This is a genomic window from Variovorax nitratireducens, from assembly GCF_051216545.1.
Taxonomy (GTDB): Bacteria; Pseudomonadota; Gammaproteobacteria; order Burkholderiales; family Burkholderiaceae_C; genus Variovorax.
In genome coordinates this window covers 149,220-163,815 of sequence record NZ_JBPJZO010000006.1, presented here as the reverse complement: position 1 = coordinate 163,815, position 14,596 = coordinate 149,220, and the positions used below count along the sequence as shown (strand labels likewise).

Here is a 14,596-nt window from a genome sequence, read left to right as displayed (position 1 = left end):
ATTATGGTTATGAAAAATAACCAATTCAAGGCCGCGCAGGGCGGTCGATCTCAGTACTTACCCGAATCTGGAGACAGCCATGGACTACGAAAACCTGATCGCGATCGATACCCACACGCACGCCGAGGTGAGCTGCTGGAATCCGTTCGACAACTACGGCGAGGAGTACGACCGCGCGGCGGACAAGTACTTCAGGTCAAGCCGCCGCCCGACCATCCAGGAAAGCATCGATTACTACCGCGAACGCAAGATCGGCCTGGTGATGTTCATGGTCGACGCGGAGTCGAACATGGGCCGGCGCCGCATCCCGAACGAGGAGATCGCCGAGGCCGCGCAAAAGAACAGCGACATCATGATCGCCTTCGCGAGCATCGATCCGCACAAGGGCAAGATGGGCGCGCGCGAGGCGCGGCGCCTGATCGAGGAGTACGGCGTGAAGGGCTTCAAGTTTCACCCGACGGTGCAGGGCTACCACCCGTACGACAAGATGGCCTGGCCGATCTACGAGGTGATCGCCGAGTACAAGCTGCCGGCCGTTTTCCACACCGGCCACAGCGGCATCGGATCCGGCATGCGCTGCGGTGGCGGCCTCCGGCTGGAGTACAGCAACCCGATGCACCTGGACGACGTGGCGATCGACTTTCCCGACATGCAGATCGTGATGGCGCATCCGAGCTTTCCGTGGCAGGACGAGGCGCTGTCGGTAGCCACGCACAAGCCCAATGTGTGGATCGATCTGTCGGGCTGGAGTCCGAAGTACTTTCCGAAGCAGTTGGTGCAGTACGCCAACACGCTGCTGAAAGACCGCGTGCTGTTCGCGAGCGACTACCCGCTGATCACGCCGGATCGGTGGCTGAAGGATTTCGAGGATGCGGGGTTCAAGCCGGAGGTAGTGCCGGGGATTCTGAAGGGGAATGCGGTGCGGCTGCTGGGGTTGGACAAGACAGCCTGATTTGCCGATAGCCGATAGCCGATAGCCGATAGCCGATAGCAGTTGCAGGTTGCAGGTTGCGCGCGGTGGATGCAGCGCCCGGTGAGCGGTACGGGCTGTCCGACCCTGCTGCGCCGGCCGCTTCGCGGCTGCCCTGCGGTGCTCGCGTTTTGCGGGGTCTCGCAGAACTCGCCTGCGGCTCAAACAGCTGCGAGCCCTGATCCGCAAAACGCTGCGCTCCTCGGCGGCGCAGAAGGGATCGGCCAGCCCGTACCGCTCACCGGGCTTGGTGGTGGTTCGACGGTCTGGCCTTCCGGATACAACCCCAAGGTGTCCACGTCGGTGGGTGGTATGCGCTGGGGCGGCCGTTGAGGCACCGCCGAGCAGCACAGCGGCAGGCGGATCAGGGCCGCGTGCTGTTTGAGCCGCAGGCGAGTTCACGCGGACCCCGCCTGCCGCGAGCAGCGCAGGGCAGCCCGAAGGGCCGGTGACGTCGGCCGCCCCAGCGCATACCACCGCCGACGCACCCGCCGACGCACCCGCCGACGCACCCGCCGACGCACCCGCCGACGCACCCGCCGACGCACCCGCCGACGCACCCGCCGACGCACCCCGGACGAAGTCAGTTCACGGCGCCTGCTCTTCCGCCGCTTCCTCTTCCCACCCCCGCCCCGAACGTTCCTTGCGCAGGGCACGTTCGCGCGCCATCTGCTGCTCGAACTGCTGGCGCCCCTCCTTGGCCACCGCGATCACCTTGGCGCGATCCTTGTAGTGGGGGTAGGTCTCGCTCGTGATCTGTTCGTTGCCGCGGCGAAAGCGCATCGCGGCTTCGCGGGCTTCGTGCGCGGGCCAGCCCAACACCTCGAGCACCGAGCGGCCACTGCGCAGCGACGACTCGAACAACTCGCGTTCGATGTACGCCACATTGCGGTCGCGCAACTTGTAGAGGTGGGTGATGTTGCGGGCCCGCGCAATGACCTGTGCCTGCGGAAAGTGCTCGCGCACCAGATCGACGATCTCCAGCGACTGCTCGATGTCGTCGACCGCCACCACGATCGCCTTTGCCGTGGCTCCGCCGGCCACGCGCAGCAGGTCGAGCCGGGTCGCATCGCCGTAGAACACGCGAAAGCCGAACTGGCGCAGGCCTTCCACCGTATCGGCATCGTGGTCAAGCACCGTCACGGCCTTGCCTTGCGACATCAGCAGCCGGCCGACGATCTGGCCATAGCGGCCGAAGCCGCAGATCAGCACCTTGGCGTCCTGTTGTTCCGAGATTTCGTCCAGCGCCGGGCCGTTCGCCCGGTCGTAGCGCGGCAGGAGCAGCTTGTCGATCGCCACCAGCAGCAGCGGCGACACCAGCATCGACAAGGCCACCGCGCCGATCAGCAGCGACGTGACCTCGGGCGGAAGCACGTTCGGCCCGGCGGCCTGGAACACCACGAACGCGAATTCGCCGCCTTGCGCCAGCAGCAGCGTGAAGACTGGCCGCTGCTGGTAAGAGATGCCCATCGCTTTACCCAGCGCGTAAATCACGCCGAGCTTGATCACCATGAAGCCAACCACCAGCAGCAGCATCAGGCCCGGCTGCTTGATCAGCACGCCGAAGTCGATGCTCATGCCCACGGCGATGAAAAAGAGACCGAGCAGCAGGCCCTTGAAGGGCTCGATGTCGGTTTCGAGTTCGCGCCGGTATTCGCTTTCCGCCAGCAGCACGCCGGCCAGGAAGGCACCCAGCGCCATCGACAGGCCGATGAACTGCATCAGCGCCGCGATCGCCACCACCAGCAGCAGCGAGGCGGCGGTGAAGATCTCGGGCGTGTTGCTGCGCGCAATCCAGCGCAGCAGCGGGCGCAACGCGAGCCGGCCGCCCAGGATGATGCCGCCGATCACGCCGATGATCTTCAGCCCTTCGAGCAACCGGTCGAGGCCGCTCATCGATGCCTCGGCAGCGGTGCCGACCGCCAGCAGCGGCAGCAGGGCGAGGATGGGGATCGCGGCCACGTCCTGGAACAGCAGGATCGAGAAGCCGGCCTGGCCGCTCGCGGTCTTCAGCAGGTTGCGCTCGCCGAACACCTGCAGCGCGATGGCGGTGGACGACAGCGCCAGGCCGAGCGCTGCCACCAGCGCCACGCGCCAGCTGGCGCCCGCGGCCCAGCCGGCCGCGAACAGCACCGCGGCACAGCTGAGCACCTGTGCCGCGCCCCAGCCGAAGATCGGGCGGCGCAGGTTCCACAGTCGCTTGGGCTCGAGTTCGAGGCCGACCAAGAACAGCATCAGCACCACGCCGAACTCGGCAAAGTGCAGGATGTCCTCGACGTTGCTCACCAGGCCCAGGCCCCAGGGCCCGATCGCGATGCCGGCCACGAGGTAGCCGATGATCGAGCCGAGCCCGAGCGCCTTCGAAAGCGGCACCACGAACACTGCGGCGCCGAGGTAGATGAGGGAGTTGACCAGCCAGGCGGGTGCGTGCTCCATGGTCAGGCGGCCCCGGCGTTGCTGTTGCTGCTGGTGGAAGAGGCGCGTGCGAGTGCGTCTTTCACCGCGCTCTGCAGGGTGGCGGCGCCGACCTTGGCGAAGTCGTCGACCTCGACCGGCCGGTCGGTCTCGGGCACCACGCAGGCCGGGCAGGCGTCGATTTCGTCCATCTCGGGCCAGTTCGGATAGCTCGCGAGGCGCTCCTTGAACACGTCGAGGTGCGCGACCACGTCCTCGTGCGACGCGCTGCGCGCGCCGTGGAACAGCAGCGGTGGCAGGAAGCGCATGCCGCAGAGCGCTGCGGTCTGCTCGTAGGGCGGCAGGAAGGCGTCGAAGAAATAGCGGTTGTAGCTGTGCGGGTGGTAGCTCGACTCCGGCCCGCCCGTGGTCGCCACCAGCCAGCAGTCCTTGCCCTGCAGCGCGCTGCCGCCTGGGCCGTAGGCCCAGCCCCAGGCCAGCACCTCGTCGAACCAGAGCTTTTGCAGCGGTGGCATGGAGTACCACTGGATCGGATGGAGCAGCACCAGCAGGTCGGCCTGCGCGACGCGGGCCTGTTCGGCTTCGATGTCGATCGCGTAGTCGGGGTAGCTGCTGTAGAGGTCGTTCACGTCCACGTCCGGCAGCGCCTGCGCCGCCTGCATGAGCTGGCGGTTGACGCGCGAATCGCGCCAGTGCGGATGCGCGGCGATCACATAGATGCGCGGCGGAGTGTCCAGGGGTGTTGGTGTCGGCATGCCGCGAACATAGCGCAATCGCGGGCCCGACACGGCTACGATGGCGCGTCTTCCGTACCCAAGGAGCATCCCATGCCGGTGGTTCTGGTCGCCAACCCCAAGGGTGGCGTCGGCAAATCCACGCTTGCGACCAACATCGCGGGCTATTTCGCCAACCGCGGCCACGCGGTGATGCTGGGCGACGTCGACCGCCAGCAGTCGTCCGGGCTCTGGCTGGGGCTGCGGCCACCGAAGGCTGCGCCGATCGCGACCTGGGAGGCCAGCGGCGATGGCAATGTGGTTCGCCCGCCGCGCGGCACCACGCACGCCGTGCTCGACACGCCTGCCGGCCTGCACGGCTGGCGCTTCAAGGAAGTGCTGGCCATGGCCGACCAGATCCTGGTGCCTTTGCAGCCCAGCATCTTCGACATCTACGCGACGCGCGATTTCCTGGATCGCCTGATGGCGCAACGCCAGGCCGGCAAGGCGCGGATCGGGCTGGTCGGCATGCGGGTCGGCGCCCATACGCTGTCGGGCGACCGGCTGCGCGAGTTCGTGTCCCAGCTCGGCGTGCCGATGGTGGCGGAGCTGCGCGACACGCAGAACTACGTGCAGCTCGCGGCGCGCGGGCTCACGCTGTTCGACATCGCGCCGGGCCGCGTCCAGCGTGATCTGGAGCAGTGGCAGCCGGTTCTGCGCTGGCTCGATCAGTGAATCCCCGGGGTGCCGTTGTCGCCGCTGCTACAGGCGGGCAACCCGGCACGCGACTAGAGTCCGCTCCATGAAAACTTTTCAAACCCTTCAGGACATGGCCGCCTGCGTCGGCCAGGAGGTCGCGCAAAGCGACTGGATCACCGTGACCCAGGAGCAGGTGAACCAGTTCGCCGAAGCGACGGGCGACCACCAGTGGATCCACGTCGACGTGGAGCGCGCCAAGGCCGGCCCGTTCGGTGCGCCGATCGCGCACGGCTTTCTGACACTGTCGCTGCTGCCCAGGATCTTCGAGACGGCGGTCGAGGTGGTGGAGTCACGCATGGGCGTCAACTACGGCCTGAACCGGGTGCGTTTCATGTCGCCGGTGCCGGTCGGCAGCCGGCTGCGGGGCCGCATGAAGCTGCTGGCCAGCGAGCCGATCGACAACAACGGCGTGCAGATGGTGTGGGAAACCACCATCGAGCTCGAAGGTGTCTCCAAGCCGGCCTGCGTGGCCGAGTCCGTGGTGCGGCGCTACCCCTGAGCCCCGGGTTCGCTCGAAAGGAAAAGCCGCCCCCGGGCGGCTTTTTCCATGGCGGTGGCGGGGCGGTCGATCACATGCGGCGGTCGGTCACTTCGCCGTAGGTGGCGGCGCCGGCGCGCGTGATCGACCGGGCGCTTGCCCGCACCGCCGCGCGATCCGTCGACGTGTCTCGGCTGGCCATGACGCCGGTGCCGCCGTTGCTGATCTTCACCGGCGTGCGCGCTTCGGCCTGCACGGTGCTGCGATCCAGGGTCGACTGGAACGGCTGCGGCGGCAGCGGGTTTTGCTCGCCTTGGAAGGCCTGCGCGCCGAAAGCGGCAAAACCGGAGAGGGCGGCGATGGCGATGAGCTTGGTGTTCATGGTGAGGACTCCTGGAAAAACGTTGAAAGGCGGGCTGCGATTCGATGCCGGCAAGGGAATCGCTGCATCGATGGCTGAAATGTAGACTTGTAAGTATTAAAAATAAACTGCATAGTCTTCAATTGAACATTTCAGTAATAGCAATGATCAAGGGGTATTGAATGGACAGATTGCTCTCGATGCGTGTTTTCCAGCGGGTGATCGACGACGGCGGGTTCGCTGCGGCGGCGCGGGCGCTGGAGCTGTCCCCGGCCGCCGTGACCCGGTTGATCGGCGATCTCGAAACTCATCTCGGGGCCCGCCTGATCCAGCGCACCACCCGCAAGATCAGCCTGACCGAGGCCGGCGAGCGCTACCTCGAACGGCTGCGCGCCATCCTGCGCGAGATCGACGATGCCGAATCGGCGGCGGTTGCCAGCACCCGGGAGCTGCAGGGCACGCTGCACATCCTGTCGACACCGGTGCTCGCCACCCACCTGCTGGCGCCGCGCATCGCGCGCTGGCGGGCGCTGCATCCGGGCGTGGCGCTCGACATCGTGGTCGACCCGTTCCCGCAACACCGGGTCGAGGCCTTCGACCTGAGCTTTCTGCTGCTGGAAGACGGCATCGACCTCAACGTGGTGGTGCGGCCGCTGGCCCGCACCGACATGATCGTCTGCGCCGCGCCTTCCTATCTGCAGCGCGCCGGCACGCCGACCCTTCCCGAGGAGCTGGCGCACCACCAGTACCTGAAGTTTCCCTGGCAGCAGACCACCGGCCACAGTGCCCGGCGGTTTCGGCTGCAGCGGCGCGACGGGCAGGGCGGGCCGGTCGAGGTCGACATGCCGGTGGCGGTGCAATCGGCCAGCTTCGACGTGCTCTACCGCGCGGCGCTCGAGGGTGCGGGCGTCGCCGCGCTGTCGACCGCGCTGGTGGCGCCGCATATCGAAAGCGGGGCGCTTGTGCAGTTGCTGCCCGACTGGATCTTCGGGCGCTTCACCATCTACGCGGCGTTGCCGAGCCGCAAGCTGTTGCCGGCGCGCACGCGCGCCTTTCTGGATTTCATGGGCGAGCCGGCGCCGCAGCGGCGGGCGCGCGGCGCCGTCACCTGAAGCCGTTCTGCCGCCAAGCCTCGAACACTGTCACCGCCACCGCGTTCGACAGGTTGAGGCTGCGCTGCCCCGCACGCATCGGCAGGCGAAGCCGCTGCGCCGGCGCAAAACTTTCGCGCAACTCGGGGGCCAGGCCGCGCGTCTCGGCGCCGAACACCAGCCAGTCGCCCGGGGCGAACGCGGCCTCGTGCACGAACCGCGTGCCGCGCGTGGTCAGCGCGAAAAGCCGGTCGGCCGGCGGATGCTCGGCCTCGAGCAGCGCCTGCCAGCTCGCATGGCGGCGCACCTCGGCGTACTCGTGGTAGTCGAGCCCGGCCCGCCGCAGCAGCCGGTCGTCCATCGAAAATCCCAGCGGCTCCACCAAGTGCAGCGTGCAGCCGGTGTTGGCGGCGAGGCGGATCACGTTGCCGGTGTTGGGGGGGATCTCGGGCTCGACCAGGACGATATGGAACATTGCAGGGCTGACGAAGGGTGCCCTATTGTTGCGGAGCGTCGGTGCGGGCCAGCACGAGCGCGGTGATGTGGGCGGCGCCGGCGCTGCGCAACACCTCGGCCGCAGCGAAAACCGAGGCGCCGCTGGTCATCACGTCGTCCACCAGCACGACGCGGCGCCCGTGCACCTCGGCCGCCCGCAGCGGCTCGATCGCGAAGGCGCCGCGCAGGTTGCGCAGCCGCTCGGCGCGCGTCAGGCCGCTCTGGGCCGGGGTTTCGCGGGTGCGCAGCAGCAGCGTCGCGTCGGTTTTGTCCGGTGCCAGGCGCCGCGACAGCTCCAGCGCCTGGTTGAAGCCGCGCTCGCGCAGCCGCGCCGGCGCCAGCGGCATCGGCAAGGCCAGGTCGCATTGCTCCAGCGCCGGTTCGACCCAGGGCGCGCTGCGCAGCAGCGTCGCCAACGGCGCTGCCCAGCCCGCGTCGCCACGGAACTTGAACTGTGCGATGCAGTCGGGCCAGGGCCATTCGTAGGCGCAGGCCGCCAGGCAGGCGTCGAGCGGTGGCGGGTGCAGCAGGCAGTCGCCGCACCCGGCAACCCCGGCCGGCACCGGCAGCGCGCAGGTGCCGCAGCGCAAGGCCGGCGGCGCGAAGCGCGCCACGCAGGCGTCGCAAATCGGGCGCGCCGGCCAGACACGGCACACCGCGCACTGGCTGGGTATCGCGTCGAGCAGTGCGGTGAAGCGGCGTGAAGTTCGGAGGCCGGGCATGGCTCAATATACTGGCCGCCCATGGCCACCGATCCCGCCCAGCGCCCGCCCACCATCGACGCCGCTGCGGCAGCCCGCTGGTCGCGCCTCGCCCCTGCCGAGGGCTCGCCCTGGCTGCACGAGGAAATCGGCCGGCGCATGGAAGACCGGCTGCAATGGATCAAGGCGCGGCCCGAAAGCTGGGCCGACTGGTCGCCCCTGAAGGGCGGGCTCGAAGCCCATGCGCTGGTGGCGCGGCGCTATCCGGCGGCCGCGCAGTACGTGATCGAGCCCGATGCCGCGCTCGCCGCGCGCACGGCCGGCGTGCTGGGCGCGCCCTGGTGGAGCGCCCGGCGCTGGCAGGGCGCGCAGGCGCGCTTCGACGCGACGCCCGAGGACGGCGTCGACCTGCTCTGGGCCAACATGGCGCTGCACATGGCGGCCGACCCGCAGGCGCTGATCGGCCGCTGGCACCGCACGGTCGCGACCGATGGCTTCCTGATGTTTTCCGCCCTGGGCCCCGATACGGTGCGCGAGTTGCGCGCGCTCCATGCCCGGCTCGGCTGGCCACCGGCCGGCCACGAGTTCACCGACATGCACGACTGGGGCGACATGCTGGTGCACGCCGGCTTCGCCGAACCCGTGATGGACATGGAGCGCGTGGTCTTGACCTGGCCCACGCCGGAGGCCGCGCTGGCCGAACTGCGCACGCTGGGCCGCAACCTGCATCCGGCCCGCTTCGGCGGGCTGCGCGGGCGGGGCTGGCGCAACACACTCGGCGCCGCGCTGGCCGCCACCGCGGCGCCGGAGCGAAACGACGGCCGCATCGCGCTCAGCTTCGAAATCATCTACGGCCATGCCTTCAAGCCTGCGCCGCGCGTCGCCCTGGCCGCCGAGAGCGCCGTCTCCCTGCGCGAAATGCGCGCCATGCTCCAAAAGGGGCGATAAGTCGGGAACACCATGGAACCGGCTTTGCCGGGCCATCGGTATTGCCCCCGGAAGGGGGTTGGCGCAGCGGACACGCAGTGCCGCGCAGCCTGGGGGTGAGACGAATTCCCCCGCTACAATCCGCCGTTGCGTGAACTCGCGGGTATGGTCCCGCGATCGCGGCCTGTCAAACCCCGGTTCGGCGGCTGTCGGCGCACCGATTTGCTGAACTCGCCCGTGTCGAATTCCGTGTTTCGTTTTGCCACCGTCTCAGGCCAGAGCATCCACTGGTTCCTGAAGCGCAATTGCTCGGTCACGCCGAGCCAGCTTGGCTGGCTCTACGCGTCGTTGTGCGTGGTGTCGCTCGGCATCGGCAGCGTGTTCTGGTGGCATGGTGCACGGCTGGTGTTGCCGTTCGCCTGGCTCGAACTGGCCGCGGTCGGCTTTGCGTTCATGCTGTATGCGCGGCATGCGACGGACGGCGAAAAGATCGCGCTGCAGGAGGGTCGCCTGGTGGTGGAGCTGGAAAACGGCGGCCACTACGAGCGCACGGAGTTTTTGCCGCATCAGGTGCGGGTCGAGCCGCAGGACAGCGACCGTTCGCTGATCGAGGTTTCGGGGCAGGGTCGTTCGGTGAGGGTGGGGCGCTATGTGCGCCCCGAATTGCGTGCGGCACTGGCGCGCGAGATTCGCATGGCACTGCGCAGCGCCTGAGCGGCGCGCAGCGCCGGCATCGACGATGACGGGCCGATGGGTTAACTGGTAATTGAAGAAGCAAACACGATGAAGAGCATTTGGCGCAACAAGAACTGGCCGGCAAACCTGCTGCTGGCAGCCGGCGCGACGATTGGCGGTGCAGCGCACGCAGTCAGCGATCTGCCGGGCGGCCCGTCGGTTCGTCAATTGAACATGCCCTTCGGCGTGACCAAGATCGCCCAGGAGCAGCATTTCCTGCACACGGTCATGATGATCCTCTGCACGGTGATCTTCATCGCCGTCTTCGCGGTCATGTTCTATTCGATCTGGAAGCACCGCAAGTCGGTCGGCCACAAGGCGGCCAACTTCCATGAGTCGGTGGTTGTCGAGGTCATCTGGACCATCGTGCCCTTCATCATCGTGATCCTGATGGCGCTGCCTGCGACCAAGGTGCTGGTCGCGCAGAAGGACACCACCAACGCCGACCTCACGGTCAAGACCACCGGCTACCAGTGGAAGTGGGGTTACGACTACATCAAGGGCGAAGGCGAGGGCCTGGCCTTCATCTCCACGCTCGACAGCAGCCAGCGCGCGATGTCCGACGCCGGCGCCAAGGGCGAGATGCCGGTCGATTACCTGTTCAAGGTCGACAATCCGCTGGTCGTTCCGGTCAACAAGAAGATCCGGGTGATCACCACGGCCAACGACGTGATCCATGCGTTCGCCGTGCCGCAGCTCGGCGTCAAGCAGGACGCGATTCCGGGCTTCGTGCGCGACACCTGGTTCCGTGCCGAGCAGGTCGGCGACTACTACGGCCAGTGCCAGGAACTGTGCGGCAAGGAACACGCCTACATGCCGATCCACGTGAAGGTGGTTTCGGCCGCCGACTACACCGCCTGGGTCGACACCAAGAAGAAGGAAGCCGCTGCCAAGCTCGACGACCCCACCAAGGTCTGGGCCCTGCCGGAAATGCTCGCACGCGGCGAGAAGGTCTACGCAGCCAATTGCGCCGCCTGCCACCAGGCCAACGGCAAGGGCGCCGGCCCGATCAAGCCGCTCGACGGCGCTGCGATCGTGCTCGACGCCGACCATGCCAAGCAGATCCAGGTGCTCCTGAAGGGACAGAACAACGGCGCGATGCCGTCGTGGAAGCAGCTCAGCGACACGGATCTCGCGGCCGTGGCGAGCTTCACGAAGAACAGCTGGTCGAACAAGACGGGCCAACTCATCCAGCCCGCCGAAGTGCTCGCGCAGCGCGGCAAGTAAGCCGCCGCCCCCGATACCCGAAGGAAGATTCATGAGCGCAGTTCTCGACCCCCACGGCCACGCACACGGTCACGATGACCACAGTCACGACGAGCATCACGGCGCCCCGGCCGGCTGGCGCCGCTGGGTGTTCGCAACCAACCACAAGGACATCGGCACGCTGTACCTGCTGTTCAGCTTCACCATGCTGATGGTCGGCGGCATCCTGGCCCTGCTGATCCGCGCCGAGCTGTTCCAGCCCGGCCTGCAGCTGGTGAACCCCGAACTCTTCAACCAGTTCACCACGATGCACGGGCTGATCATGGTGTTCGGCGCCATCATGCCGGCCTTCGTGGGCTTCGCGAACTGGATGGTTCCGCTGCAGATCGGCGCGTCCGACATGGCGTTCGCGCGCATGAACAACTTCAGCTTCTGGCTGCTGATCCCGGCGGCGCTGATGCTGGTGGGTTCGTTCTTCATGCCCGGCGGCGCACCTGCCGCGGGCTGGACGCTCTACGCGCCGCTGACGCTGCAGATGGGCCCCTCGATGGACGCCGGCATCTTCGCGATGCACATCATGGGCGCCTCGTCGATCATGGGCTCGATCAACATCATCGTCACCATCCTCAACATGCGCGCCCCCGGCATGACGCTGATGAAGATGCCGATGTTCTGCTGGACCTGGCTCATCACCGCCTACCTGCTGATCGCCGTGATGCCGGTGCTGGCCGGCGCCATCACGATGACGCTGACCGACCGCCACTTCGGCACCAGTTTCTTCAACCCCGCCGGCGGCGGCGATCCGGTGATGTACCAGCACATCTTCTGGTTCTTCGGCCACCCCGAGGTCTACATCATGATCTTGCCGGCCTTCGGCATCATCAGCCAGGTCGTGCCCGCGTTCGCGCGCAAGCGCCTGTTCGGCTACGCCTCGATGGTGTACGCCACCTCGTCGATCGCCATCTTGTCGTTCATCGTGTGGGCGCACCACATGTTCACGACCGGCATGCCGCTCACCGGCCAGCTGTTCTTCATGTACGCGACCATGCTGATCGCAGTGCCCACGGCCGTGAAGATCTTCAACTGGATCGCGACCATGTGGCAGGGCTCGATGACCTTCGAGACCCCGATGCTGTTCGCCGTCGGCTTCATCTTCGTGTTCACCATGGGCGGCTTCACCGGGCTCATCCTGGCCGTTGCGCCGGTCGACACGCAATTGCAGGACACCTATTACGTCGTGGCCCACTTCCACTATGTGCTGGTCGCAGGCTCGCTGTTCGCCATGTTCTCGGGCTTCTACTACTGGGCGCCCAAATGGACCGGCGTGATGTACAGCGAAACGCGCGGCAAGGTGCACTTCTGGTGGTCGCTGATCTCGTTCAACATCACCTTCTTCCCGATGCACTTCCTGGGCCTCGCGGGCATGCCGCGACGCTATGCCGACTACCCGATGCAGTTTGCCGACTTCAACGCGGTGGCGTCGATCGGTGCGTTCTTCTTCGGCTTCGCGCAGGTCTACTTCTTCCTGTTTATCGTGCTGCCCGCCATGCTTGGCAAGGGCGAGAAGGCCACGCAAAAGCCGTGGGAAGCTGCCGAAGGCCTCGAGTGGGAAGTGCCTTCGCCGGCTCCGTTCCACACTTTCGAAACGCCGCCGCGCCTGGATGCCACGGCGACCCGGGTGATCGGCTGACCGGTTGCACACGATGACACCGGAACAGAAGAGGAACAACCGACGCATGGGGCTCACGCTGGCCTCGATCGCGGTGCTGTTCTTCATCGGTTTCATCATCCGCATGGTCTGGATCGGGCGCTGATATATGCTGCTCCCCCCCAGTCTTCGCGCACTTCGTGTCGCTTCGCCAACCCCCTGCCGGGGGCAACGCCAGCGGACCGGCAAAGCCGGTTCCGCGGCGTTCCGCGCTCATGGAGAGCGTTCATGAGTTTGGGTGCACGAATCCGCCGGGCCAACGTCAAGATGGTGGGCAAGCTCGCCGTGGTGGCCTGCGGCATGTTCGCGTTCGGCTACGCGCTGGTGCCGCTTTACCGCGCGATCTGCGAAATGACCGGCATCAACGTGCTGGCGCTTTCCGAACTGCAGGTGCCGGGTGGCGCTGCGGGCGGCAAGGACGTGAAACTGCCGGCCAACACGCAGGTCGACACGAGCCGCACCATCACGGTCGAGTTCGATGCCAATGTGCGCGGCCTCTGGGACTTCAAGCCGGCGCAGAGCTCGATGCAGGTGCATCCGGGCGAGTTGCATACCGTGATGTACGAGTTCCAGAACGTGCAGAACCGCCGCATGGCCGCGCAGGCCATTCCGAGCTATGCGCCGCAACAGGCCGCACCGTACTTCAACAAACTCGAGTGCTTCTGCTTCAACCAGTACACGCTCGACGCGGGCGAAAAGAAGCAGTGGCCGGTCGCGTTCGTGATCGATCCGAAGATCTCGAAGGACGTGAAGACCATTACCCTGTCGTACACTTTTTTCGAGGTCGGCGGCAGGACACCGGCGGCGCCGACCGCGGCGGCCCCAATCCAGACGGAGCCACGCTCATGAGCGCCGCCGATGAAGCCGGTGCCCGCAAGGGCTCGCTGCTTCGCACCGTCAAGGCGGTGGGCTGGGGCTTCTTCGGCGTGCGCAAGGACAGCGACTACCAGGAAGACATCGCGAAGCTCACGCCGCTGCACATCATTGCCGTCGGGCTGGTGGCGGCCATGTTGTTCGTCGGCGGCCTGATACTGCTGGTCAAGTTCGTGGTCGCGCCCTGACCCCCAAGATTCGAATCGAGAGAAGAAAGCCAGGACCCTGATATGAGTTCAACCACCCACGGCACCACGCCCTACTACTTCGTGCCCGGCCCGTCGGCCTATCCGGTCATGGCCGCGACCGGCCTGCTCTTCGTGATCCTGGGCGCCGCCCAGTGGATCAATGGCCACGAGTGGGGCGCCTGGTCGCTGCTGCTCGGCATGGTGGCCTGGCTCGGCACGCTGTTCGTCTGGTTCCGGCAGGCCATCGGCGAAAGCGAAAGCGGCCAGTACGGCCACAAGGTCGATCTGTCGTTCCGCTGGAGCATGAGCTGGTTCATCTTCTCGGAGGTGATGTTCTTCGGCGCGTTCTTTACTGCGCTCTGGTGGACGCGTACCCATGCATTGCCCTCGCTCGGCAGTCTCGACAACGCCTTGCTCTGGCCCGGCTTCAAGGCGGTGTGGCCCACTGTCGCGGCCGGTGTGACCGGGTCGCCGGCCGGCATCGTCGAGCCGTTCCAGACCGTCGGCCCGTTCTGGCTGCCGACCATCAACACCGCGCTGCTGCTGAGCTCGGGCGTCACTCTCACCTTCGCCCACCATGCGCTGCGTGCCGGCCACCGTGCCCAGTGCATCCGCTTCATGTGGGTCACGGTGCTGCTCGGCATGTTGTTCCTCGGCGTGCAGGGCTACGAATATCACCACCTCTACACCGAATTGAACCTCAAGCTGAGTTCGGGTGCGTACGGCTCGACGTTCTTCATGCTGACCGGCTTCCACGGCCTGCACGTGTTCATCGGCATGTTGATGCTGCTGTTCATCACCATCCGCCTCATGAACGGCAACTTCACGTCCGAGCGCCACTTCGGCTTTGAAGGCGCCGCCTGGTACTGGCATTTCGTCGACGTCGTGTGGCTCGGCCTCTACCTGCTGGTTTACTGGCTTTGAGGGATTTGGACGGCACAACAAAAAAGCGCCGCAAGGCGCTTTTTTCATGGCT

The 14,596-nt window shown here is 66.6% G+C and carries 17 protein-coding genes; 12 read left to right on the top strand and 5 right to left on the bottom strand.

Annotation, left to right across the window (positions count from 1 at the left end):
• Window positions 1-79 precede the first annotated feature (79 nt).
• Window positions 80-952, top strand: coding sequence for an amidohydrolase family protein (locus tag ACSFA8_RS16795; protein WP_435480635.1), 873 nt, complete (start codon window positions 80-82; stop codon window positions 950-952).
• Window positions 953-1,558: 606 nt separating this feature from the next.
• On the opposite strand, the gene kefC is transcribed toward ACSFA8_RS16795, so the two are convergent.
• Window positions 1,559-3,406 carry a glutathione-regulated potassium-efflux system protein KefC gene (kefC, locus tag ACSFA8_RS16790; protein ID WP_435480634.1) on the bottom strand — a complete coding sequence of 616 codons (1,848 nt, stop codon included), beginning with the start codon at window positions 3,404-3,406 and terminating at the stop codon, window positions 1,559-1,561.
• 2 nt (window positions 3,407-3,408) lie between these two features.
• Window positions 3,409-4,140, bottom strand: coding sequence for a glutathione-regulated potassium-efflux system oxidoreductase KefF (kefF, locus tag ACSFA8_RS16785; RefSeq protein WP_435480633.1), 732 nt, complete (start codon window positions 4,138-4,140; stop codon window positions 3,409-3,411).
• A 72-nt stretch (window positions 4,141-4,212) separates the two neighbouring features.
• Between kefF and ACSFA8_RS16780 the strand changes: the two genes are divergently transcribed.
• Entirely contained in the window at window positions 4,213-4,833 is a 621-nt protein-coding gene (locus tag ACSFA8_RS16780; protein ID WP_435480632.1) for a ParA family protein, read from the top strand.
• Window positions 4,834-4,900: 67 nt separating this feature from the next.
• Entirely contained in the window at window positions 4,901-5,356 is a 456-nt protein-coding gene (locus ACSFA8_RS16775; RefSeq protein WP_435480631.1) for a MaoC family dehydratase, read from the top strand.
• Between the two features lie 70 nt (window positions 5,357-5,426).
• On the opposite strand, the gene ACSFA8_RS16770 is transcribed toward ACSFA8_RS16775, so the two are convergent.
• Complete coding sequence (locus ACSFA8_RS16770) at window positions 5,427-5,717, bottom strand: DUF4148 domain-containing protein (protein ID WP_435480630.1); 291 nt, start codon at window positions 5,715-5,717, stop codon at window positions 5,427-5,429.
• Between the two features lie 161 nt (window positions 5,718-5,878).
• On the opposite strand from ACSFA8_RS16770, the gene ACSFA8_RS16765 reads away from it, so the two are divergent.
• Window positions 5,879-6,808 (top strand): LysR family transcriptional regulator, encoded by a 930-nt coding sequence (locus ACSFA8_RS16765; protein WP_435480629.1) that lies wholly within the window; start codon window positions 5,879-5,881, stop codon window positions 6,806-6,808.
• Here ACSFA8_RS16765 and ACSFA8_RS16760 read toward each other — a convergent pair.
• The gene (locus ACSFA8_RS16760) at window positions 6,801-7,262 is read right to left on the bottom strand and encodes a tRNA (cytidine(34)-2'-O)-methyltransferase (protein ID WP_435480628.1); all 462 of its coding nucleotides are present in this window, start codon (window positions 7,260-7,262) and stop codon (window positions 6,801-6,803) included. The two genes, ACSFA8_RS16765 and ACSFA8_RS16760, sit on opposite strands and share 8 nt — an antisense overlap.
• A 22-nt stretch (window positions 7,263-7,284) precedes the next feature.
• Window positions 7,285-8,004 (bottom strand): ComF family protein, encoded by a 720-nt coding sequence (locus tag ACSFA8_RS16755; protein WP_435480627.1) that lies wholly within the window; start codon window positions 8,002-8,004, stop codon window positions 7,285-7,287.
• Between the two features lie 21 nt (window positions 8,005-8,025).
• Between ACSFA8_RS16755 and ACSFA8_RS16750 the strand changes: the two genes are divergently transcribed.
• The 8 genes from ACSFA8_RS16750 to ACSFA8_RS16715 all read left to right on the top strand — a co-directional run bounded on the left by ACSFA8_RS16750 (window position 8,026) and on the right by ACSFA8_RS16715 (window position 14,544).
• On the top strand, window positions 8,026-8,931 hold the full coding sequence (locus ACSFA8_RS16750; protein WP_435480626.1) for a biotin synthase: 906 nt from the start codon (window positions 8,026-8,028) through the stop codon (window positions 8,929-8,931).
• A 216-nt stretch (window positions 8,932-9,147) separates the two neighbouring features.
• On the top strand, window positions 9,148-9,624 hold the full coding sequence (locus tag ACSFA8_RS16745) for a DUF2244 domain-containing protein (protein WP_286539288.1): 477 nt from the start codon (window positions 9,148-9,150) through the stop codon (window positions 9,622-9,624).
• 69 nt (window positions 9,625-9,693) lie between these two features.
• Window positions 9,694-10,872, top strand: coding sequence for a cytochrome c oxidase subunit II (coxB, locus tag ACSFA8_RS16740; protein ID WP_435480625.1), 1,179 nt, complete (start codon window positions 9,694-9,696; stop codon window positions 10,870-10,872).
• 31 nt (window positions 10,873-10,903) lie between these two features.
• Window positions 10,904-12,541, top strand: a complete 1,638-nt coding sequence (gene ctaD / locus ACSFA8_RS16735) for a cytochrome c oxidase subunit I (protein WP_286539284.1) — start codon at window positions 10,904-10,906, stop codon at window positions 12,539-12,541.
• Between the two features lie 13 nt (window positions 12,542-12,554).
• Window positions 12,555-12,665 (top strand): cytochrome oxidase small assembly protein, encoded by a 111-nt coding sequence (locus tag ACSFA8_RS16730; RefSeq protein ID WP_435480624.1) that lies wholly within the window; start codon window positions 12,555-12,557, stop codon window positions 12,663-12,665.
• A 122-nt stretch (window positions 12,666-12,787) separates the two neighbouring features.
• A complete protein-coding gene (locus tag ACSFA8_RS16725; RefSeq protein ID WP_435480623.1) occupies window positions 12,788-13,408 on the top strand; it encodes a cytochrome c oxidase assembly protein in 621 nt (206 codons plus the stop codon).
• On the top strand, window positions 13,405-13,620 hold the full coding sequence (locus tag ACSFA8_RS16720; protein WP_435480622.1) for a DUF2970 domain-containing protein: 216 nt from the start codon (window positions 13,405-13,407) through the stop codon (window positions 13,618-13,620). Before ACSFA8_RS16725 ends, ACSFA8_RS16720 begins: the two co-directional genes overlap by 4 nt.
• Before the next feature lie 42 nt (window positions 13,621-13,662).
• Window positions 13,663-14,544: a cytochrome c oxidase subunit 3 gene (locus ACSFA8_RS16715; protein ID WP_435480621.1), complete on the top strand. Its 882-nt coding sequence runs from the start codon at window positions 13,663-13,665 to the stop codon at window positions 14,542-14,544.
• Window positions 14,545-14,596 lie beyond the last annotated feature (52 nt).

Coding starts and splice junctions, on each gene's coding strand:
- ACSFA8_RS16795 (WP_435480635.1), top strand. CDS start 80: ATGGACTACGAAAACCTGATCGCGATCGATACCCACACGCACGCCGAG.
- kefC (WP_435480634.1), bottom strand. CDS start 3,406: ATGGAGCACGCACCCGCCTGGCTGGTCAACTCCCTCATCTACCTCGGC.
- kefF (WP_435480633.1), bottom strand. CDS start 4,140: ATGCCGACACCAACACCCCTGGACACTCCGCCGCGCATCTATGTGATC.
- ACSFA8_RS16780 (WP_435480632.1), top strand. CDS start 4,213: ATGCCGGTGGTTCTGGTCGCCAACCCCAAGGGTGGCGTCGGCAAATCC.
- ACSFA8_RS16775 (WP_435480631.1), top strand. CDS start 4,901: ATGAAAACTTTTCAAACCCTTCAGGACATGGCCGCCTGCGTCGGCCAG.
- ACSFA8_RS16770 (WP_435480630.1), bottom strand. CDS start 5,717: ATGAACACCAAGCTCATCGCCATCGCCGCCCTCTCCGGTTTTGCCGCT.
- ACSFA8_RS16765 (WP_435480629.1), top strand. CDS start 5,879: ATGGACAGATTGCTCTCGATGCGTGTTTTCCAGCGGGTGATCGACGAC.
- ACSFA8_RS16760 (WP_435480628.1), bottom strand. CDS start 7,262: ATGTTCCATATCGTCCTGGTCGAGCCCGAGATCCCCCCCAACACCGGC.
- ACSFA8_RS16755 (WP_435480627.1), bottom strand. CDS start 8,004: ATGCCCGGCCTCCGAACTTCACGCCGCTTCACCGCACTGCTCGACGCG.
- ACSFA8_RS16750 (WP_435480626.1), top strand. CDS start 8,026: ATGGCCACCGATCCCGCCCAGCGCCCGCCCACCATCGACGCCGCTGCG.
- coxB (WP_435480625.1), top strand. CDS start 9,694: ATGAAGAGCATTTGGCGCAACAAGAACTGGCCGGCAAACCTGCTGCTG.
- ctaD (WP_286539284.1), top strand. CDS start 10,904: ATGAGCGCAGTTCTCGACCCCCACGGCCACGCACACGGTCACGATGAC.
- ACSFA8_RS16730 (WP_435480624.1), top strand. CDS start 12,555: ATGACACCGGAACAGAAGAGGAACAACCGACGCATGGGGCTCACGCTG.
- ACSFA8_RS16725 (WP_435480623.1), top strand. CDS start 12,788: ATGAGTTTGGGTGCACGAATCCGCCGGGCCAACGTCAAGATGGTGGGC.
- ACSFA8_RS16720 (WP_435480622.1), top strand. CDS start 13,405: ATGAGCGCCGCCGATGAAGCCGGTGCCCGCAAGGGCTCGCTGCTTCGC.
- ACSFA8_RS16715 (WP_435480621.1), top strand. CDS start 13,663: ATGAGTTCAACCACCCACGGCACCACGCCCTACTACTTCGTGCCCGGC.